Origin of the sequence: Raoultibacter massiliensis (genome assembly GCF_900199545.1) — a bacterium.
GTDB lineage: Bacteria > Actinomycetota > Coriobacteriia > Coriobacteriales > Eggerthellaceae > Raoultibacter > Raoultibacter massiliensis.
In genome coordinates, this window is record NZ_LT962671.1 from 2496030 (window position 1) to 2516760 (window position 20731).

General features: G+C 58.4%; 16 protein-coding genes. 3 read left to right on the forward strand and 13 right to left on the reverse strand.

What is annotated here, in order from left to right; translation table 11 throughout:
* Positions 1–525 precede the first annotated feature (525 nt).
* The 3 genes from C1719_RS14865 (at position 526) to C1719_RS14875 (ending at position 5194) form a co-directional block, all read left to right on the forward strand.
* Positions 526–2325 carry a molybdopterin-dependent oxidoreductase gene (locus C1719_RS14865; protein ID WP_102375804.1) on the forward strand — a complete coding sequence of 600 codons (1800 nt, stop codon included), beginning with the start codon at positions 526–528 and terminating at the stop codon, positions 2323–2325.
* Between the two features lie 7 nt (positions 2326–2332).
* A complete protein-coding gene (locus tag C1719_RS14870) occupies positions 2333–3406 on the forward strand; it encodes a molybdopterin-dependent oxidoreductase (protein WP_102375805.1) in 1074 nt (357 codons plus the stop codon).
* A gap of 276 nt (positions 3407–3682) precedes the next feature.
* Entirely contained in the window at positions 3683–5194 is a 1512-nt protein-coding gene (locus tag C1719_RS14875) for a helix-turn-helix transcriptional regulator (RefSeq protein ID WP_102375806.1), read from the forward strand.
* 9 nt (positions 5195–5203) lie between these two features.
* On the opposite strand, the gene C1719_RS14880 is transcribed toward C1719_RS14875, so the two are convergent.
* From C1719_RS14880 to C1719_RS14940, 13 genes are all read right to left on the reverse strand, one after another.
* Positions 5204–5551 (reverse strand): MarR family winged helix-turn-helix transcriptional regulator, encoded by a 348-nt coding sequence (locus tag C1719_RS14880; protein ID WP_146007917.1) that lies wholly within the window; start codon positions 5549–5551, stop codon positions 5204–5206.
* Between the two features lie 191 nt (positions 5552–5742).
* On the reverse strand, positions 5743–6465 hold the full coding sequence (locus tag C1719_RS14885; protein ID WP_102375808.1) for a PRC-barrel domain-containing protein: 723 nt from the start codon (positions 6463–6465) through the stop codon (positions 5743–5745).
* A gap of 160 nt (positions 6466–6625) precedes the next feature.
* The gene (locus C1719_RS14890) at positions 6626–7807 is read right to left on the reverse strand and encodes a hypothetical protein (RefSeq protein ID WP_102375809.1); all 1182 of its coding nucleotides are present in this window, start codon (positions 7805–7807) and stop codon (positions 6626–6628) included.
* A gap of 42 nt (positions 7808–7849) precedes the next feature.
* Entirely contained in the window at positions 7850–8623 is a 774-nt protein-coding gene (locus C1719_RS14895) for a class C sortase (protein WP_102375810.1), read from the reverse strand.
* Positions 8616–9488: a class C sortase gene (locus C1719_RS14900; RefSeq protein WP_102375811.1), complete on the reverse strand. Its 873-nt coding sequence runs from the start codon at positions 9486–9488 to the stop codon at positions 8616–8618. Before C1719_RS14900 ends, C1719_RS14895 begins: the two co-directional genes overlap by 8 nt.
* Positions 9481–10386, reverse strand: a complete 906-nt coding sequence (locus tag C1719_RS14905; protein WP_102375812.1) for a class C sortase — start codon at positions 10384–10386, stop codon at positions 9481–9483. The genes C1719_RS14900 and C1719_RS14905 overlap by 8 nt, the downstream gene beginning before the upstream one ends.
* An 84-nt stretch (positions 10387–10470) precedes the next feature.
* Entirely contained in the window at positions 10471–12312 is a 1842-nt protein-coding gene (locus tag C1719_RS14910; RefSeq protein WP_102375813.1) for a SpaH/EbpB family LPXTG-anchored major pilin, read from the reverse strand.
* A gap of 138 nt (positions 12313–12450) precedes the next feature.
* The gene (locus tag C1719_RS14915; protein WP_102375814.1) at positions 12451–15942 is read right to left on the reverse strand and encodes a SpaA isopeptide-forming pilin-related protein; all 3492 of its coding nucleotides are present in this window, start codon (positions 15940–15942) and stop codon (positions 12451–12453) included.
* 230 nt (positions 15943–16172) lie between these two features.
* A complete protein-coding gene (locus tag C1719_RS15595; RefSeq protein WP_146007919.1) occupies positions 16173–16817 on the reverse strand; it encodes a hypothetical protein in 645 nt (214 codons plus the stop codon).
* A 101-nt stretch (positions 16818–16918) separates the two neighbouring features.
* Positions 16919–17704 carry a glucose-1-dehydrogenase gene (locus tag C1719_RS14925; RefSeq protein ID WP_102376119.1) on the reverse strand — a complete coding sequence of 262 codons (786 nt, stop codon included), beginning with the start codon at positions 17702–17704 and terminating at the stop codon, positions 16919–16921.
* Positions 17705–17865: 161 nt separating this feature from the next.
* On the reverse strand, positions 17866–18312 hold the full coding sequence (locus tag C1719_RS14930; RefSeq protein WP_102375816.1) for a MarR family transcriptional regulator: 447 nt from the start codon (positions 18310–18312) through the stop codon (positions 17866–17868).
* Positions 18313–18572: 260 nt separating this feature from the next.
* Positions 18573–19685 (reverse strand): CPBP family intramembrane glutamic endopeptidase, encoded by a 1113-nt coding sequence (locus C1719_RS14935; protein WP_180963648.1) that lies wholly within the window; start codon positions 19683–19685, stop codon positions 18573–18575.
* 102 nt (positions 19686–19787) lie between these two features.
* Positions 19788–20696: a PGN_0703 family putative restriction endonuclease gene (locus C1719_RS14940; RefSeq protein ID WP_102375818.1), complete on the reverse strand. Its 909-nt coding sequence runs from the start codon at positions 20694–20696 to the stop codon at positions 19788–19790.
* Positions 20697–20731 lie beyond the last annotated feature (35 nt).

Here is a 20731-nt window from a genome sequence, read left to right on the forward strand (position 1 = left end):
CGCCCGCCGCGAGCCGCGGCCCCAGGCCGATACGGATCCCGCCCGCCGCATGCCTCGGCTCCAGAGCGGTACGGCTCGCGTTCGACAAAGCCCGCAGCTGAGAGACGGCTCACCTGGCGGCCGTCTCTACGAGTAGGGCGTTTTGTGGGGCGTTTTGCGGGCGGCATGGACGACCTTTGTAAACGACTTCTCTGGAAAACTAGCCCACAGTCTACCAAATTCCCAGCTCAACCACCATCCTCCGTTTCGACCGATGCCCAAAAGCGGCAAATGGTTCGCTTCGACGATAGCGTGCGCGCGAATCCATCTCTAATCTGGGCGAGCATTGCACGTCGGACGAAGCCCGCGCACCCGCGCGAGATGGCTACACCCGTGGAAACCCACGGCGAAACGCAAGTCGGGAAACCTCGGCATAAGGTTCGACAGGCAAGCCTCGGCGCAGGGGCCACAAGAAGCGTCGAGCCCGACGCCAATGCGCAGAAGCGAGACACAAGGACGAAGAGAAGAAAGAAAGGAAGGGATAGAATGCATGCACAAAGAAAGCTCTTGGCCGCAACCGTATGCGCCGTGATCGGCATCGTCGGCATCGCGGGTTGCGCGCCAAAAGCAAACGAATCGGCAACACCCAGCGCACAGGACCAAGCGCAAGCCGAAGAAGCGCCCGAATACACCGACGAGCAGAACGCGATCATCGCCGGCGAGGAAGGAACCACCTACGACAACATCTCGCTCGACGCCTACCCCGGCAAAGACTACCTGGACACGCTCCACGAGATGTGGGATTCCAAAGCATCGGAGTACGTGCCCGAGATCCGCACCCTGCCCGACGGCCAGATGGTGCAGCGCACCCCCAGCGAGCTCACCGAACGCGCACGCCAGGGCATGACGCCGTACAACATCTACCGCCTCAACAACGACAACCGCGGCTGCAACAGCTGCCACGCCGACCTCAACAAGCTGCTCGAGAACCTCTCGCAGACCATGCACCCCTCGCCCAACAGCGAGATCCTCAACGCCGAGATGACGGTCGACCAGTGCCTGTTCTGCCACACCTACTCGCCTGGCTACATTCCCACCCAGTACGAGTTCGGCACGCTCATGCACAACGTCCACTACGGCATCGAGTTCGCCGACGAATTCGAAGACGAGTACAACGGCAACTGCTACTCGTGCCACGACGCCACCAACGACGGTTTGGGCATGATGCTTTGGGATCAGACCAAGTTCGAGCGCCTGCGCGGCGTAACCAAGGTCGAAAACGTCCAAGGCGAGTTCTCCATCGATCAGGATACGATCATGGAGCAGGAGGACATGTTCAACATGGATGCCTGGAACCGCCTGTACGACCGCATGCGCTCCGGCGCCGAGTACGCCGACACCCCGATGCCCGACAGCCTCTTCGACAGTTGGCCCATCACCGTCGACGGCGAAGTGAACGAACCTTACACCGCGATGCTTCCCGACCTCGTGAAAGAAGCCGAAGAAGCAGGCGTCGTGGTCACGAAGGTATCAAAGGAGGTCTGCAACTGGAACGGCACAGGCGCAGGCAGCGTGAGCAACGTCGAGATCACCGGCATCCCCGTCAGCTGGCTCATCGAGAAGGCAGGCGGCTACAAAGAAGGCGTCGACATCAACGGCGTGCGCGTGATGCGCGCCGACGGATCCTCCAAGCGCGCGATGCCGCTTGAGAAAGTCGACGGCGGAGAGGCGTTCCTCGTCTACGAAATCAACGGCGAGCGGCTGACGGCGGCAAACGGATTCCCCTGCACCAACTGGTGCGAAGGAGTAGATCCCGAGGTTAACTCCAAACAGATGAACGAGTACAAGGTGGTCACCGACGCCCCCGATTTCAACGATCACGTCTACGAGTTCGAGCATCACGACGGCAACCCGAACGGCTGGATCGACGCCGAGGGCAACTGGACGAACAAGCCCAACGCGACCATCCTCGACGTGCCCGAAGGCCTTATCATCCAAAACGGCGAACCCTACACGTTCCACGGCTACGTCGATGCCTATGACGAGAAGATCGTCAGCGTCGAGTTCTCGATGGACTTCGGAGCGACCTGGACCAAATACGAGCTCGGTGACACTGACGTGAACAAGCTCATCTGGTTCGATTACACCTGGACGCCCGAAGCGGAAAGCGCCTACTGCCTTCAGATCCGCGCCACCACCGAAACCGGGCTCGTGAGCCCCTACATCCAGACAGTCATGGTCAACGCCAAAGACACCGTGCCTGAGACCGACCAGACCACCGTCATCGAAACCGCTTCGCTCGTAAGCCCCAAGGTCGTCGCTGACGCAGTAGAGGGAGAGGAGTAAAGATCCCATGAGCAAAACCACCAACAAGATCATGGCCTCGATGGCCGGGGCGGTACTCCTCGCCTCCGGTGCGGGCGCAGCATTCGGCAACCTCGCACCCGCGGTCGCCGAGACCGAAACCGAGCCGACGGGAACCGTGCACACCGTCGCCGACTTCGACATCGCAAGCTCCTGGCTCGGGGAAGAAGCCCCATACAAGCAGATGTCCAACGTCGAAGGCACCTTCGAGTTCGACCAGGAAGGCGTCACGCCCAACGACGAGCTGTTCAACGTGTTCGGAACCGCCATCCTTTCGATGTGCTCCAAGCCCGCACCCGAGCTCGAAGCCGAGCAGACGGGCGTTGCGAACTACTACATCAACGTGGGCGGCAACATCCAGAAGAGCTTCACGCTCGACCTGTCGGAGCTCGACGGCGAAGAGCAAGAGATGCTCATGGGCTGCTCGTGCGCTACGGGCTCTCCTTTCGGGCAGGCGTCGGTCATCGGAGTACCGCTCGCATCGGTCATCGGCATGGCCGACCTCGAGGAAGGCGTGAACACCATCACCGCCTATGGCGCCGACGGCTTCGGGCAACCTTTGCCTTTGCAGTACGCGCTCGAGAAGAACGCACTGCTCGTGTACAAGGTCAACGGGCAGGAGCTGAAATCGTCGGAAGGCTCGAGCGTCCAGCTGTGGATGCCCGAGACGGTGGCGCGCTACTTCACGCGCAACATCGCTTCGATCGAGCTCACCCGCGAGGAAGCCGTGCCCAAGGTGCAGCAGGTCGACCCGACCTACCGCAACAAGATCGAGATCAAGAACTCATCCGATGGATGCACCTTCAAGGCCGGCGACCAGATCACCTTCGAAGGCGTCGCCGACGATTGCGGCAGCCCCGTCACCGCCATCGAATTCTCCTTCGACGGCGGCCGTACCTGGACGGCGTGCGAAACGGAAGGCGCCACCGCCGACAAGTGGGTGAACTGGCACTTCACCACGAGCTTCGAAGAAGCGGGCGACTACCAGATGGCTGTGCGCGCCCGCACGGCGGATGGTATCGTGTCGCCGCTCTCCGCAAGCCTCACATTCGAAATCGCATAACCCGACGGGCGGGCATCGGTATAGCAGCTACCCGCATCCCGTCCGTCTCACGCACATCGCCCGCCGAACACAGGCTCCGTTCGGCGGGCGATGCTGCTTGCGTGCGAATGCGCATCCGCGGCATGGCGCGTCCTGCCTGCCGCCATCCCCCGTATCGCGATGCATCGATGCGCACGGCGTTAATCGGAGCATGCAGTCGCCCGATCGCCACCTGCTCGCCCACGGGCCCTCTTGTGCGCTATACTGCTGTTCGATTCGAAGGGGGCAAACAAAACCATGAACGAGCAACGTCGCACCTCGCTTGCCTGCGGGGTTCTCTCAGCACTGGGGCTTTCGCTCATTTTGCTGTGGTGCACGCTTATGGGGCACACCCCCGGGTTCATGCTCTCGTCGCTGAGCCTCGGAGAATGGGTGAACGCACGCACGTTCTGGCTGCTCGGCATTCTCATCATCAGCATCCTGTTCGTTGCCCTGCCCCACCAGATTGCAGAACGCGAACGCAGCCTCACCTACCTCATGCCGGTGCTTTCGGCCGTGGGCACGGCATGCTTCGCCCTTTCGTTCAACCAGGATTTCTTCGACCCCACCGTGCTTGCAACGGCGGGCTTGGCCGTCGCGGGACTCGGTTATTTCTGGTTCGCCTCGCGCTACGTTACCATGCTCTCGAAGGCGCAGGGATTCGCAATGGCGGTCTGGTGCATCGTAGCCGCCTTCCCGTTGCGTCAGCTTGCGAGCTTGGGACTCGACAGTTTCCTCGATCCGGCACAGCAGGTCATCGTAGCCATCGCGCTTCCGTTCCTCTCGGCGCTGTTCCTTTGGGCCGCCCGTTTCGCCATGCGCGACCAACCGATCGAGCAGACCTCAGCTGCAGATAATCCGGCACCGCAAAATCTCAGGCAGGACGCGCCCACCCAGAGCATCCGCCATGCGCAGAGCGAACACGACATGATCATCGTGCTCGTCATCGTCGGCGTGCTGCTGGCGATAGTTCGCGCCTTCGGGCCCTCGGGCGTCTGGGGCGATTCGAACACCACGTATTTCGACGCGCTCGGGCGCATTCCCGCCATCTCGGTTCTGACGGTCTGCCTTGCCCTGTTCGCCTGGCTCACGCTCCTGCTCATGGCGAAGAAGCCCGCCTCGATCCGCTTCCAGCTGCCCATCCTCGTGGTTATCGCAGGGCTTTTCGTCGTCGTGATCCGCGCGCAACTCGGGGAGGAGCCCTCCCCGTTGCTCGACAGCATCGTGCAGGCAAACGACCCGTTTGCCCACCTTCTGTTCTGGTCGGCCATCGCCGCTGCGATTCCGGCGCTCGACATCCCCGAAAACAGAACGATCGGCATACCTGGGCTCGTGTATGCGGCAAGCTCGATCGTATGGGTTGTGTTTTTGCGCGGAAGCGCCGTTGTCGAAACGACCGTGATCCTCATTGTCGTAGCCATCGTCATGAACCGCTCGTGGTTTTCCAGCCTGTTCAAGCGCCGAGAAGACGATTCCGCAGAAACGCGCAGCACCGCAGCGGGCACCGAGGATTCCGTTTCGCGCCTAACCTACACCATCACCGAACGGTGCCGCGAAATCGCCGCCGAGTACGGGCTCTCTCCTCGTGAAACCGAGGTGTTCATGCTGCTCGCGCAAGGACGCACCTGCTCGTTCATCCAAGACGAGCTCGTATTAGCCGAAAGCACCATCAAAACGCACATGTCGCATATTTACGCCAAAATGGAAGTCAGCGGCCGACAGGGCATGATGGACCTCGTGTTCGGAGAATCGGATCGCAACAAGGGTTAGCGCAAAAGACTACGATGGTCGCAGCCTTTTGCCGAGCACGTTTATGAACGAATCAAGGAAGCGGGCTACGATTTTCAGTTCGTCCTCGCTCATATCCTTGGATATGAGCGAGGTTAGCTCCCGAAAAAAGCCTTCGTACGCTTCGCCGACCTTGCTCCCGTCTTCCGTCAGCAGAATCCGGACCGCTCGACGATCCTGCTCATCGACGTCAACCGCAATGTAGCCCAAGTGCTCCAGCCGGTATGTCAACTGCCTGCACGCCTGCGTGGTACCGGACCGATCGATCTCCGCAATTTCCGAGAGGGTCGGAGGATGCCCAAGCGACCACAGGCTATGAAGCAGCTGCGCTTGCCTCATGGTTATTCTTCGATCGAAAGGAAACCTCTTGAAGCGTTCGATGCTGCTGTTCATATCAAATACTTTTTCCAAGGCTGATCGTTCGATCTCGTTTCCCGACATCGTCTCTGGCAGCATCGCGTGCTCCTTTCGTATGATGCACCGCAAAAGCCGAGCAAGCGGGCAAAGCCGGTTCGGCTTTTGCAGATCCCTTAAACTTCGACGCCCAACGTAAGCAAGAGTAACGCGTCATGCTCTTGGGCGCGGGCAAGGATTTCCTCGGTTATCGTTTCGCCTTTCGCGAGCTCGAACCTGCCATCTGCGCTTACCACGTTCTCGGAAACCCGCTTGCCAACCAAAAGGTCCCGAACCGCCTTGTTTTCGTCGTCCGAAGAATCGAGGTCGGGTTTGGCCTGAACTGCCGAATCGGCCTTCGGAGCCGCTGGCTCGGATGGCTCTTTCGACGAGCCAACCGACACCTCCTGCACGCCGTTTTTATCAACGAACACGTAGCGCGGCGTGAAGAACAGAATCTTGCCTGCCGCATATTCGGAGCCGTCGCTCAGCGTTATCATCGTTATCGCACCCGATTTCGCATCGAATTCGAAAGCCGTCACCGAGCCGAGGCGATTGCCCTGATCCGAATACGCCTCTGTCCCAACAAGGCGGAATCCATCGTCAACCAACGATTTTCCCGATTTGTTGTCGGTGGACAAAAGCACGCTGTCCTTTCGAATCGTAATAAACGAGTCGCCGACCGCTACCGCCTTTTCGCGCGGAAGTATCGAAAGCGACCCAAGGCCCGAATCGCCGATGATATAGTGGCTTACCTTTCCTGTTTCGCTATCGACGCAAAGATCTTTCACGGCGCCGATCGTTTTCTTGTCCTCGATCGATACCACTTCGCGCAGAAGAATCGTCTTGTTGGTTTCCATGATGATGTTCCTTTCTCATGAGCCGCGCGGGATCAGCGGATTCCGCGCTGTGCTTGCTGTTGGTTTTCGTCTGATCGTAAAATCGAGCTTGCCTTCTGCCGATGTCCGATGCGATGCCGCAACGACCCGGCAAAACCTTTCGCCGCCCGCGCTCCCGCCATCAACCCGCCTTTCCGTCCGACAGCATGATGAGCAGCGCATCGGCCTTCGCCGTTTCGCCGGAAGTCAGCATCTCGTTCGCACGCAAAGAGCGGGCAAGTTCATGAGCCTTCGGCTTATCGCCTGCCGCTATATAGCTGGTTATCTCATCGAAGAGAGACCGTTTCCGCTCGTCTCCATCGGTTGCAACGGCAGCGCTCTCGGCGAAGAGCTTGGCTGCGATCGCCGCATGGCCCTTTTCCTTGAGCGATATCGCCTTTTTCCGATACGCCTCGTAGGCGCTCGGCTCGCTCGGCTTCTCCGCTTCCGCCTGCTTGGTTTCGATCGGCTGGGCGGCGGCTGCAGCGTTTTCTTCGAAGCGTGCATTGGTCGACGCTTCCCTGCCCATCGGTGATTGCTCGGTCTTTGGCGCTTCCTTTCTTGCCGGCGTTTCCTTGCCCATCGACACCTCTCTGCCCAACGGAGCTTCCGCGTTCGCCGGCGCTTCCGTACTCGTCGGCGCTTCCGCGTTCGTCAGCTTCACTCGCTTGCCCGCCACGGCAGTTTCTTTTTCGGAATCGGAAACCAAGATCGGCCGTGCGGCCTCATGCGCCGCAGCGGAAGCGGCAGCGCGCTTCTCCTGAGTGGCCTTACGTGCTTTTTCGGTCTCGTCGATTCGCTGTTCCCGCGCAACCGCCTGCTGCTTGAAGGATTGGACCCGCTCGTCGAACACCCTTTTGTTCTCGTCGTCTGGCAGCGCGCTCTTCGCCGCAACGGCTTTCTGCGCCGCAGGAGGCCGCCGACCGCTCGCAGGTGCCGCAGCAGGTTCGACATCGACAACGAACGGAGCCTCTGCCGCCACTGTCCGTGGGAGATCGCTTTCGGAACCGCTTCTCGATGGGCCCCTCGGCACAACGACGGCGTTCGGTTTCGCGTTTTCGGCCGACGTTTTGGCAAGGCTGTAGACAACGTAGTAAACCGCAAGGGGCACCGCTATGAAGCAGGCGATGTATATCGGCACCGCCCAGCTTTGCTCAAGCTGCACAACGTCGATGTAGAACAGCGCAGCGGCAAAAGCCAGATACCCGAATGCCGCGATTGCCGCTTTCTTCTGGCGCTTGTTCTTGATAAGCCTGAAGCAGACGATCGAGCCTATCGCAATGACGGCCACCATCAGCGCAAGCACAGCCCACACGTACTGCATGAGACAACTCCTATCTTTCCTGTAAGCGCGCCCTCAAGCGTCTCATTGGTCCAAGACCCTCTCGCCCGTCACGAGCAATCGTTCGGCACCTGAATCGGTGCAGGTGAGCAGCGTCACGAGATCCCTCCCCCGCTCAATGAGCAGGGTCGACGTATCCGTGGGAGCGATGATCTGCGTCGACACCACTTGATACGTCAACACGGTGCCGCCGTTTCGTATGTAGAACAGATCGCCTTCTACCAGCCGATCGATATTTGTAAACCATTCGTTCGTAGCCACGTTGTTATGACCCGCCAAAACAGAATGCGTGCTCTCCCCGCCCGTCGGCAAAGACGTGCCTTCGAGATGAGCGATGCCTTTCGATAGATTGGCGTCGGTCGACCCGATAAATATCGGGAGCTCAAGCGAAAGCTTCGGTATGAATATGCTGCCGTATACACCCTCGTCGGGAATCGGCGCCGCATAGGCGGCCACATCCGAACCCTCGCCGTCAGACTGCCCGCCTGCACCAGCCTGAACCGATTCGTTGTATGCAGCGACGAGCCGCGTCGCGCTCTCGTTGTTGATCCGCTGGGCGACGTAAGGGTACACGAGGACGCCGAATCCCATGCAGAACATCAGCAGGGCGGCAATCGTGCGGGCAGCGCTTCGTTTCGCACGATCCGCTCCCCGGCCCGAAGGCATTCCCGAATTTCGGGACTGCCCGACCGGACCCTCCCTGCGATGCGTTCGGCTGACAGCAGAGCTGCAACGCGCACCGACGCCTCGACGCTCTCGCTCGGACGAAAACGCACCGCCTCTGACGGCTTTATCCATCACGACCTCCTTCGCCTCGCCTCTTTCTCGACCACGGGCGCCACACAAGCACGATGACGAGCACCAGGCATGCGGCGACAAGCAGGCCTGCCTGCGCCAGATCTTTCTCCGCTGCCGTCATCGACTCGATGAATCCAGACGTTTCGGCGATTTCATCGAGTTGCCCGGTATAGGCGACCCTCTCCCCGATGATCAAAAGCCTGTGGCTGTTGACCATGTACGGATGACAGGTCAGAAGCGTCATGAGGTCTTTACCCTCGATGATGGCCAACGCATCCGATTCGCTTGGATCGATGACCTTCTTCTCCGTAACCCTATACGCAAGAATCTCCGATGAGTTTTTCACGAAGAACTCATCGCCTGGCTCAAGCTGATCGAGATCGGTAAACAACTTGGCTGTCGGCAGGCCCCTGTGGCCCGTCAAAACGCTGTTCGTCGATTCGCCGCCCACCGGCAGCGAGGTCCCCTTGAGCCAACCGATGCCCTTCTGCAAAACGTCCTCCGACGTCCCTTCGTATATCGGAGCCTTGATTCCTATTTCCGGGATTTGGATGTAGCCCATCACCTCGCCGACCGATAGGAAGCTCACTTCTTGGGATTCCCCTTCGTCTCCCGCAGACCCGAAAGGATCGATGATCGCGCCCTGCGTTTCGGCAAGCGCCTCGTTGTAGGAACGGGCCGCTTCGAGGGAATCGGCTTTGTCCTCAGCCGTCAGGGCATTGACGGCTTCTTCGTAGTTGGTGATGGCCGACGTCTGCGACTGCTCGTTGATGAAACCCGCTATAGCCGGATACAGAAACACACCTAAACCGGCGACGAACACGCATGCCGCCAACACCAGCTTGACGATCGATGCCCTACCCAATTTCCTCACCGCCCGCCGGCGAATCGGCAGTTGCACGATCAGCGCGCTTCTTGCGAAGGATCACGCGGATAAGCCACATGATCAGCATGAGCACGGCGAAGAACCCGACGATTAGAAAGTATTCGATGTACTTTTCAAAAAACGATATTTTATTCTGCGAGGCTTCCTCAAGCAGCTCGGGAACGTAATCGACGCGATGGCCGGTTACGAGCATGCGATGGCTGTTTATCATGTACGGATCGCAGGTCACAAGCGTACAGAGATCGCGCCCCTCCTGTATCCTCAGAGATTCGACCTCGTAGGGAAGCACCGAAACGATGGATTCCACTTCGTAGGCGAGCTTGCCCTCAAGAGAATCGACGATGAACACATCGCCTATTTCAAGCTTGTCGAGATCGCGGAACAACCGTGACGAGGGCAAGCCCCGATGCCCGGTCAGAACCGAATGGGTGCTTTCCCCGCCGACGGGAAGCGAGCTGCGCTCGAGATGGCCGATGCCGCGCTCGAGGATCTCGTCGGTTGCGCCGCGATAGATGGGAAGATCGACCTCGATTTTGGGTATCTCCACGTATCCGATCGCTTCGCCCGTAGACAGCACGCTCATGTAGACGACATCCGTTGCCGCCTGCTCTTCGGGCGTCATCTCATCGGTAACGCTGCCTTCGAGGTTGGCTACGAAACGGTTGTATTCCTCGGCCTCTTGAAGCAAGCGTTCCTTTTCCGCCTCGTCGAGCGCCGCTCTCTCTTGCTCGTAGTTCGAGATCACCCGCGTTTGCGTCTGCAGGTTGATCATGCTCGTAACAAGCGGATACGCGAAAGCCAGCGCGCCGATCACGAAGATGGCAACGTAGATGTACTTGCTCAAAACAAGCGAACGTATCGACGACGTGGCTTTCATCGCTGTATCTCTTCAATCCTCCTTCGGAGGAATAGCCCGCTCGTGCGGGCTATTCCGATAACGTTATTCGTGCAGCTGAATCGGTTACTCGGCCGCTGCAGGGCCTTTCTTCTTGCGGAACAGGGCGATTGCAACACCCATGAGCGCTACACCGACGATCGTGAACAGCACGGTGCCGATGCCGCCGGTCTGAGGAATCTGCAGGCCGGAATTGTTGAGAACCTGCATAGCGCTGGCGTCCTCATGGCTCGTCTTGGTGATTTCGAAGGCAGCAGGATCCCTGAGCAGGTTGTACTGCGTTCCGTTGTACGTCGGAGCCTTCGTCTCGACGAGGTAGTACGTACCGCCCTTGAGGCCCATGATCTCGAAGAGGCCATCTGCGCCGGACTTCAGGGTGATGTCCCCGCCAACCGTCGGCGTCACGAACTTGCTCAGATCGTTGGCATCCATCAGGTCTTGGGTCCACGTCAAGAACACGGTACCGGCAGCGTCGCTCGCGATCTTGAACTCCGCACCTTCGAGAACGACGGCGGTGTTGGATCCGTCGACCTTCTTGAACTGGGCGCCGCCCGTCCAAACCGTCGGGGTAACCGGCGGCTTAATCTCACCGGGTTCGGTAATGTGGCCGTAGTTGTTGTCGAAAGCAAGCTCGACGTCATTCGGGATCTCTTCGCCCATGATGGCGGTTTCGTTGATCTTGGTCCCGTACGAAACGTTGATCGTCTCGCCTTCGTAGGCATCAAGCGAAGCCGGAATAAACGCAATGGACAGCACGCGCGTGGTGGTGTTGTAATCCACCGTATAGTGCGTGCCCGCGGTAAGCGGGGTAGAGCCGATGGAGACAGCAACGCTATCGGCGATGTAATCGAGTCGAGAATCGATCGTATCGGTCATTCCGAACTTGACGTAATCTTTGATGAGAACGGGAACGTCCATGGCAACCGTCCATGTGACGGTTTCGCCGATCTGCTCCGTACCGCCGTTGCCTTCGGTCTTCGACACATCGGGCTTGGCGTTGAACTCGATCGTGATCATCGGATTGTCGGTTCCCGAAGCGGGCGTGAACGACGCCATCGGGCTGTTCGGGCTATCGAACGTGATCGTACCGGCAGACACGGTGAAGCCCACAGGGCGCGCATCGACCACGTAGCCCGTAGGAGCAACGGTGTTCACGAGCTGATACTGCCCAGCCGGAAGATCGGCCAAGGTGATGAAGCCGCTGGGAAGCGAAATCGTGCCCGCCGTTCCGATGCTGGTTACGGTTTCATAGGCATCGGTAACGGAGTTGTACTGCTGCACGAGGAACTCGCCGCCGCCGATGCGGGCATCGGAAGCGTTGACCGTCTCGACATCGAGTCCAGGCATCTTCTTCACGTTCTTCGGATACACGTGAAGCGCATCGGCGCCGGTTCCGAAGTAAGCGGTTCCATCGGTTTTCATCTGCGGCAGCTCGAGCAAGAACGGCACGCCGATGTACTCGGACACGTTCTCGGCAGCTCCGTTGACCTCGCCGAAGAGGTATTTGCCCTCCGCAAGACCGTTGACGTTGACGATGCCCGCAGCGCTCGATGCGGCGGTTTCGGTTCCACCCGTCAGGATCGTCGGGTTGGCGGCCACGTAGGCTTCGATATCTGCAATGGTCGACAGACCCTTGATCTCGGACATCTGCGCCGGGGTGGCGGCGTCGGATATCTTCCAGTACTTGAAGATGATGCCCGCAAGCGGGGTCGCACCTTCGAGGTTCGTCCCAGTGAAGTCACTGAGCTCGGTACCGTCGTGGTTCTCGAGACCGGTACCCGTCTCAACCTGCATCTTGTGGATGACGAGATCGGTTGCGATCGGATCGGCTGCCGACGCTATCGCCGGGACCAGACCTAATGTCAGAGCAACCGCAAAAAGCATGCTTATCAGGCGTTTGCCTTTCATAGACGTCCTCCTCCTTCTTTATCTATTCGTTCGCTGGTTATATTTATATATGCTCTTACATAATTGGGCGAACGGCACCTCCTTCTCATCGCGATCAGAGCTCGATGGTTGTTGTATCGATTGGCTTATCCATATGCATCACACCGACGCTCTCGCTACTCGGCTTCTCCTCCGCAGGAGAAACGCCGCAGCGAACAGAATCGCGGTCGACACCAAGGTGAGGAAGATCGTTCCCATACCGCCCGCCTTCGGCAATTCGGAAGCGGTCTTGTTCACGACGTTGTACGCTTTCGAATAGCGATCCGCATCGCTGCCGCTCAGCGCAACCTCTTCCAACGAGACCGCTCCAAGCGTTGACGCAACGGATCCATCGGCGCCGATAACAACCTCTATCGGCATAGTGAGCAAGTTGTACCCAGCGGGCGCCTTCGTCTCGGTTATGTGATACGTGCCCGGTTTCTGAATGGGCATGACGATATAGGGGTTGAGCAACGAAGTGGTCAGCTCGATGCTATCCTGCTCGACTCCCGACTCATCGAGAACTTTTTCGCCCGCAGTCGCACTGGTAAGCTCGAACTTCGCGGCATCGGTCACAATCGGATTCTTCGCCGAGTCCACCTTGTTGAGCTTCACGGGCTTCAAGTTAAGCGTGTTCACTACGCTGGTACCGCTAAAATCTTCGTTGGTCCCCGAGCCGACGACAAAGTTCGGATACGCGATCGAGGTCGTGTACACCGGGATCTCTTGTTCGACGATCTCATAGGTGTATTCGTAAGATTTCTGCGAACCGAAACTAAACGGCCACTTTCCGTGAGCATCCTCGCCGAACGTGATCGTTTCGACATCTTTGATGAACGCGCCCTTCGCGCCCGTGGTCGTATTGCGCTCGTATTGCTTGAGCGTCAGCGTAACCTCATCGGGCCTGAACCCGAGCCTGTCGTCGGAATCCTCCCAAGTCTTTTCGCCCTCGACCGTCGTCCAGTAGTCCGGATCCTGATCGTAGTAGAAGGTATGGGCGTATCCCGTTTGCAGCAGCTTCTCGTCGTTCATGTCTTTCGAAACCGTCGTAGGCTGAACCTGCGTTTGGGCATCGTCTAAGTGGGTTTTGAACTTCCAGTACGGCTTGATGCCCGCGGGAAGCCCCACATCGCCAACCGCTTCGTAGCTTTTGATCGAAGTCGTATCGTAGCCGTACGTCGGCGCCGCATCGGAATCGACCACAAGATTGCCGTCGCCGTCGCGGCTCGTACCAATCGCCATGCCATTGGCATCGAGCGGCAAACCGTAGAGGTCCTCGTCGAAAGGCTTCTGCGTATGGCTGCTGTCATCGTTCGTCTTCACGACGTTATCGGTGGTCGATGCGTACAGTTCGGTCTCCGCACCTTCGGGGTCGACGCCGACGCCCTTGTGGTTCATCGAGACGGGCGTGTACACGTTGTCGGCCACGAACGCAGCGCTCACATGGTTGATGTTCTGGTATTCCTTCGTCCCGTTCGGGCCGTCGACGTAGCGATCGTTGACCGCCCACACGATCACGCGCCCGTTATCGGGGACGTCGACCTCGTAAGTCAGGTTCTGCTCGGCCGAGCCCGAAAGCACCGGCGAGGAAATGAGATCGCCCTTGCTCCCATCGGCTGCAGCATTGTAGATCGCCATGAACTGCTCGTACGTCATGGCCGTATTGTCTACGACGAAGTTGGGATCGTCGGTGTCGTAGGGCACGATGACGTACTTGAGCTCGGTGACGTCGCTGTGGACGTCCGACTCAAGCTCTGCGCTCGCCACTGTCTTGGGAAGGTGGAGTTTGACCTCGGCAACGTTGGAGACTTCGCCCGTTACCGGATCCTTGTACACCTTCACGTTGTCTTTGAGCCCCGCCTGCAAATCGACGATGTCGATCGAGGGAGCTCCGCGCATGTACATCACTTCGTAGCAATAGCGGTCGGCCAAACCAACTTGGGCGTTCGAGGAAGCGTACGGCGTTCCGTCGTATTTCTGCTCCCAATCCCAGCCCCAGGCGATCGCGCCCGATCCGTCGTAGCCCCATTTGAAGATGTTGCCATCGGTATCGAGAATCGCATACGCCGAAAGGCTGATGTCGAACGTCTTGATGTAGGGAACCGACTGGAACGCCAAATTGATCCACATGGCATCGGTCGGATTGATGGCAGGGATAGCCGCCGTCCTCGATGGGTCGATCTTGTTCGATGCGTCGAGAAGATAGTATTTCCCGGTGGTAAGGCCGTTTACGCCATCGACCGTCGTTCCGGTTGCGTACTTGATCCGGTTGCCGTCGCCGTCGAGAATGTAGCCATCGTCGTCGCGCATCATGTACTTCTCATCGTAGATGGTGGGATGAAGCGCATCGATGCCGTAGCTGCGATGGCTTGCGATCTGGGTCTTTCCGCCACCGAGATACACCGGCTTCTTGTCACTCGTGTCGTAGCTTTGCGTATCGCCGTCGCCGATGACCTTGGGCCACTGCTCGGCTGCAGAGCTGTAAACACGTTGCTGCGTGTAGTGGGGGATGTTTCCACCTTCGGCGCCGAAGCCATAGTACACGCCGTTGCCCCACATCCACGAGCGCCCGTGCTGGTCGATGAACACGCCGTTGTGCATGGAGGACGTGACCTGCACGGCTTTGGGGGTGTAGCCGTACGCATCGATCTCAGAGGCGCTGATGCCGATCTTTTGGGGAGCGGTTTTGGCCATCGTGGCGTTCTTGTCGCCTGCATCGCCGGTGGTGGCGCCCCATTCCCATGCGGTTCCGTTTTCATCGGCTGCGACAACGCGGTCCCCTGCAACCGCAAGGTTGTACGCGGTGTCCACATCGACGATGGCCGCCCCATCGAACCGGCTGGGATCTATCTTCTTGAACGTAGAGGAGGCGCCTGTGCCCGCCTGCTCGCCGTACCCGTTGAGTCCCGCAGCCCACAGATCGCCTTTACTGTCGAGCAGATGAGACGAAGCGCGGCCGGTCGCAACCTTGACAACCGTTCTCTCTCCGCTGGCGAATTCCGGGCTCAGAGCCGCCAGATCCACCTCCCGAGGGGAGGTGACAAAGCTCGTCGTGGTGCCGACGCCCAGCTTGCCACCGTTGTTGTAACCCCACGCATACAGCTTGCCATCCTCGGCAAGGGCAAACACTGCCCCGCCGGTAACGTACACGTACGAGCTGCTCACGAACATGTCAACGATCTTCGGCAGGCCTTCCACCTTTTTGGGAATGGAGTTCTCCGACCTCGTCGAGCCGTCGCCCATCTCGCCCGAAGAGCCCTGACCCCAAACGTACACCTCGCCCGCACTGCTCAAGGCAAAACGAGTTTGGTAGCTCGCCCCGACTTTGATGATGTTGATGTTTTCTTCGATGAAGTACGGAACGCGCTTCATGCCGCCGTAGTACATCTGCTGGGTCGAGTTCTTGCCGATGCCCAACTCGCCGTAAAGGTTGTACCCGAACGTCCAAACGCGGCCCGACCCGTCGAGGGCCATGCCGCCCATGGCGCCGTTGGCAAGCTGTTCGAACTTGACGAGAGAAATCTGACCGACCGTGCCGGCATCGTTCGGATCGCCCGTCGGGCCTCTGCCTGCGCCATAGGGCGCGATGGTTACAAGGGGAGCCGCTATCAATTCAGATTGCGGCGTTAGGATTTCCGGGGTTTCGGAAGCCTGTTCGCCTTCCTGGTTTGCCTCGGAGTTTTCGGTGCCGTCTTCGACGGTCGCCTCGGGTTCGAATTCTATTTCTACCGTGCCCGAAGATACTTCTTGTTCCGATTCGCTGCCATCGAGTTCGGTGACCGATGCCTTTGCTTCACCGTTTTCGTCTATCTCGACGGAGCCGAGGGAATTGCCGTTCGAGTCTAGAAAATTACTTCGCGGTAAGCTCCCCCCCCCAGCGAATTCGCAATTTCAAAGACGAAATAGTCGCCGTTCGAGACTCGATGCGCTTGATTTTGCAGAGCCCAATTGAGCTGTACGCGATACGCGCCTGCATTATCGCCGGCCTCGGCGTCGATTTGAGCCGAATCGATGTCGACCCATGTTCCGTCCTCTGCCAACGCCTGATGCGTCAATTCGAGTTCAACCGATTCCGTGATGTCGCGCTCGCTTGCTTCGGCCCGCTCGCTTCCCGCTACAAGGGGAAACCCGGTAATGCAGAGCAGCACGGCGAGCAAAATGGCTAAAGCTCGCGCCGGCTGTTTGGAAGATCCGCTCTTTTTCATAGCGATAGCCGTTTTTGAAGAGCCATCCCCTGCTGATGTGGCAATCAAGTCATCTCCTCCTTTCTGCATGTATCCAGCAATGATATTAGAAGGATACCATTTTATTGGGAGAAGTGTAATCTCATATATAAAAATTTGTAATTTCTTGCATAAGTACTTGCGTATTGCCGCACAGCGCACAAGAGAGCAGATTGTTTTCCCTGATGAATTGCTTGTTCTGGAGAATAATCCCCGATTTTCCCGCGCGAATATCCTCCCTCGATCATGGCCTTGGGTAACCAAAGCGGTGCCGGAAGCGCCTATCCGGAAGAAAAAGGACCATTCGAAGCGTCGCTCGAAACGGCCCTGCCAGCTCGACGAAATCTATCGTGACGGCATTCGCCCTACCCGTTTCCGTACTGGAACGACGGATACAACGCCATGCCGCCGTCAACGAACAGCGTGATGCCCGTCACGTAGCGCGCCTCTTCGGACGCGAGCCATGCGGCGGCCGAAGCCACATCTTCAGGTTCGCCGATGCGGCCCATCGGAATCATCGAGACGGTCGTATCGTATTGTTCGGGGTCGGCAAACTTCTCTTTGTTGATGGGCGTGTTGATGGCGCCGGGTCCGATGCAATTCGCGCGAATCCCGCGATCGGCGTATTCGAGTGCGATCGTCTTGGTGAACAGCTCGACGCCGCCCTTGCTCGCAGCGTAGTGGGCGAAGGTCGGCCACGGTATCTTCTCATGCACCGAAGACATGTTGATGATGCAGCCCGGCTTGTCGTTTTCAACGAAATGCTCGAGCGCGCATTTCGACCCGAGAAACACGCCCGTGAGATTGGTGTTGATAACCTGATTCCAATCCTCAAGGGCGAGCTTGTCGGTTGGAGACCTGTTTTCCATGCCAGCGTTGTTCACCCATACATCGAGTCTTCCGTATTCGCTGGCTGCCGCATCGCGCAGTCGCCTTACACCGTCTTCCGAACCGATGTCAGCTTGGACCGCACAGGCTCTCCCTCCCGCATCCCGTATGGCGCGCACCGCGTTTTGCGCACCGCCTTCATCGGTATGGTAGTTCACGACGATCGACATGCCTTCGCAGCCGAACCGTATGGCGATGGCGGAGCCGAGTCCTTTCGAGCCGCCCGTGACAACCGCAACTTTCTCCCTCAGATCCGCATACATGGTTTCCTGCCTTTCGCTTTCGGTATGCATCTCGTTCTATCATCCGGAAGCTTCGCTATCGGGAAGAAACGCAAATCATTGACGAGCCGTTTCTGCTTGGTTGCGATTTCGGCACGGGACGCACGCTGATGCCCTTTCGCAGAAACGCCCTCACCCGCGCCCTAAGCGCCGAACGCTTCAGCTGCCTTTCCCACTTGCCGGCGCAGGGCCGAGAGCGCATCGAGATCCTTTTCGGAATACCGAAGCGAGAAGGGACCGTCTGCGCCGCCCAGCTCGAGAAACCTTTCCCGGCACACCGACCGGCCGCAATCGGTGAGATGCACCAATTTGCACCGCCTATCGGATTCGCCCCAATTGAATTCCGCGTATCCCCGCTCGACAAGGCTCGTCGAAACCGAGGAAGCATATTGCGACGTCACGCCGAGGGCTTCGGCGATAGCCCCGATCGACGGAGGCTCCTTCGACGTGCAGAGCATTAAGAGCATCGCAATCTCGTAGCCCTTAAGCCCACCGTATTCCGATCTGAGCAAAGCTCCTATCTGAGAATGAATGCCGAATATGTCCCACAACAACCCCGCATCGACACGATCCCAATCGCCAGCATCCATACGCCGTCTCTCTTTCTTCCATCATCAGGCACCTCGCATCTTCCGACCCCCGCTTCGAACCGAACGGGTCGGGAAGCCCTGTACGTTTTTCTTTCCTAAGTAATAAGATGGGTAAAATCGATTTTTCCGTCGCGAAAACAACCGATACGTGCCCGCGTCCATGGTTTCTCCATATTATATATGTTATTACATAAATAGGCGGGGGACATCGCCTGCCGAAAAGTGCGGTTTCCGGCCGCTCGGACACCGTGCAAGCAAGCCTACGGGAAAGGAGGCATCTTCTTTTCCGCAGGCGCCGAGCGGTACGCCGCAACAACCAATCCGACAACGATCGCCGCACTCAGCAGTACGATGAAAAAAAGCCCTGGATCCGACAACGAAGACATCAAGCTGCGGCCTGCAACCGCCACGATGACCACCGTCGAATTGATTCCGGCGTGCAACAGGAAGGGCGCCCAGAACGTCTTGTAGCGTTCGTACACCAAAGCGAGCGCAAGTCCGTAGAAGAACGCCGTCACACCCTGCGTCGCATTACCGTGGGCAAGCGCGAACACGAGCGCCGACAGCAGGCCTGCGGAAACGGGTGCCATCCATTCACGCAAGCGGCTGTAGAGCAAAACCCTGAAAACAAGCTCCTCGGTTGCAGGACCGATGATCCCGATAACGAGCACCGATATGACGGGATGCGCCGAAAAAACGATCGACTGCGTACCATCGTCGCCGAATCCGATCAGCTCGAAAGAGCTCAGAGCGAGAAACGCCATGGCGATTCCCAAAGCCAGGCACAGCAGAAGCTTCCAGAAAACAGGAAAGCGAAATTCCGACCAGGCACCTTTCGCCCGAAGCCGATTGCCGTCCATAATGCGGAATGCGATCAAAAACGGGACGGCCGCCACCTGCGATACGACAACCCCCATAAGGACAAGCCATACGAAATCGTAGTCGTTAACGCCGGCAAACGACGGGTTGGCCGCAACAAGGGCGCCGAGCGCAAGGCCGGCCAGCGCCTGCACGCCAAGGATAAGGAGAACGGGGTACGACGCACGCCAAAGACGGATGATTATCCCATCGGGCTTCGGCGGAATGGACGGATAAGGGTAAAAGCCCGGTTGCGGGCCGACCGTCGAGGCTTCATACCGACCGGCTGCCGCAGAGGGCCGTTGACCGGTCGCCCCCGATGCCGACCGGTCGAAGGACGCCGACTCCTGCCGCCCCGATGACGCGGCCAGCCAACCAAACGAGGGGGGACGGCGCAAAGCCTTCGCCTTGCGAGAACGATCCAGCGCAATGGCGATGCCGATCACCGCAAGAACAACCACGACAGCGGCAATCAGGATGACTAATTCGAATACGCCAAAGCTAATGATCCTCATGGCACTCAGCTCCATCGTCGGGTTTTCATCAGTATACCCGACTTGCTTTACCCGACTTTGCAGCGAAGGCGCACAGCAGCTGGAAACACCGTGCAAGCCGAATCACAGGATGTAGCGCGCAAGCTTCTGCATCTGCTCATCGGTTTTCTCCAGGCAGGCAAGAAATCGGTCGACCGGCATGTAATCGATCGTCAGATCGAAGCCACGCTTCTCGAAGAGATCGTAAACGGGACGCGCCGCCCGAACGAATTCGAAGAACTCGCTGCGCTCCGTTGCGAGCCACGTTTCGTATTTACGCTCATAGGGCGCAAGGAGCGAGGTTTCGCGAACCTCCCATATGCAGTTGACCAGCTTGACGGCCCGGCAGTTTTCCCGATCGAGATTGCTGTAGATGGCCAGCAGGTGCTTCGCCATCTGCAGGGCGTCGAAGCGGCGGAACCTCGTTTTCCGAGATCCCTTCCAATTGGGATCGCCCGCGACAAGGCTGTTGAACAGATCGATGAACACGAGGGCGTCTTCGCGCGGAATAAGGTAGCGGTCGGGATCCAGGTACGATACGCGGAGCATCTTCATCCAGCCGAGCATCCATTCGGCCATCTTCATTTCGCAGTACACGACGGTGTTTCCGTTTTCGGCCGTGAGACGCGCATCGAGGTTCGCCTTGTTGGGGTTGCCTTTCAGCGTGGGGAGCTGGTATTCGTAATTGATCGAATAGCACCCTTTGGGAGCGAGGAGGGAATCGATGATGTTGACCCGCTTGTTGCCCAGCACGTTGAACGTCATGGCGGATGACGATCTGAGCGCGCGCATCTTCTCGCCGAGCTCGATTCCAATGCCTTGCTCGTACTCGCGAAGGTGGCACTCCGCCATCTGCTCGACAAGGTTGTCCTCGAGATGCATCACGTAGTAGGGCGACATGGCTTCGCTTTCGCAACCGCCGAATTCCTTGCAGCCGTTCGTCTCCTCGAACCGCCTTTTAATTACCTCGACCACTGTCGTGGGAAAATCCATAAACCAGCTTGCCTGCCTTCGCCTATGTCAGAAAT

Bases quoted from the DNA above. Each gene is read 5' to 3' on its own strand.
- C1719_RS14880 (WP_146007917.1), bottom strand. From the start codon at position 5,551: ATGAGGCAAGCGCAGCTGCTTCATAGCCTGTGGTCGCTTGGGCATCCT.
- C1719_RS14935 (WP_180963648.1), bottom strand. From the start codon at position 19,685: ATGAGGATCATTAGCTTTGGCGTATTCGAATTAGTCATCCTGATTGCC.
- C1719_RS14885 (WP_102375808.1), bottom strand. From the start codon at position 6,465: ATGGAAACCAACAAGACGATTCTTCTGCGCGAAGTGGTATCGATCGAG.
- C1719_RS14895 (WP_102375810.1), bottom strand. From the start codon at position 8,623: ATGGATAAAGCCGTCAGAGGCGGTGCGTTTTCGTCCGAGCGAGAGCGT.
- C1719_RS14940 (WP_102375818.1), bottom strand. From the start codon at position 20,696: ATGGATTTTCCCACGACAGTGGTCGAGGTAATTAAAAGGCGGTTCGAG.
- C1719_RS14905 (WP_102375812.1), bottom strand. From the start codon at position 10,386: ATGAAAGCCACGTCGTCGATACGTTCGCTTGTTTTGAGCAAGTACATC.
- C1719_RS14910 (WP_102375813.1), bottom strand. From the start codon at position 12,312: ATGAAAGGCAAACGCCTGATAAGCATGCTTTTTGCGGTTGCTCTGACA.
- C1719_RS14865 (WP_102375804.1), top strand. From the start codon at position 526: ATGCATGCACAAAGAAAGCTCTTGGCCGCAACCGTATGCGCCGTGATC.
- C1719_RS14890 (WP_102375809.1), bottom strand. From the start codon at position 7,807: ATGCAGTACGTGTGGGCTGTGCTTGCGCTGATGGTGGCCGTCATTGCG.
- C1719_RS14925 (WP_102376119.1), bottom strand. From the start codon at position 17,704: ATGTATGCGGATCTGAGGGAGAAAGTTGCGGTTGTCACGGGCGGCTCG.
- C1719_RS14930 (WP_102375816.1), bottom strand. From the start codon at position 18,312: ATGGATGCTGGCGATTGGGATCGTGTCGATGCGGGGTTGTTGTGGGAC.
- C1719_RS14875 (WP_102375806.1), top strand. From the start codon at position 3,683: ATGAACGAGCAACGTCGCACCTCGCTTGCCTGCGGGGTTCTCTCAGCA.
- C1719_RS14870 (WP_102375805.1), top strand. From the start codon at position 2,333: ATGAGCAAAACCACCAACAAGATCATGGCCTCGATGGCCGGGGCGGTA.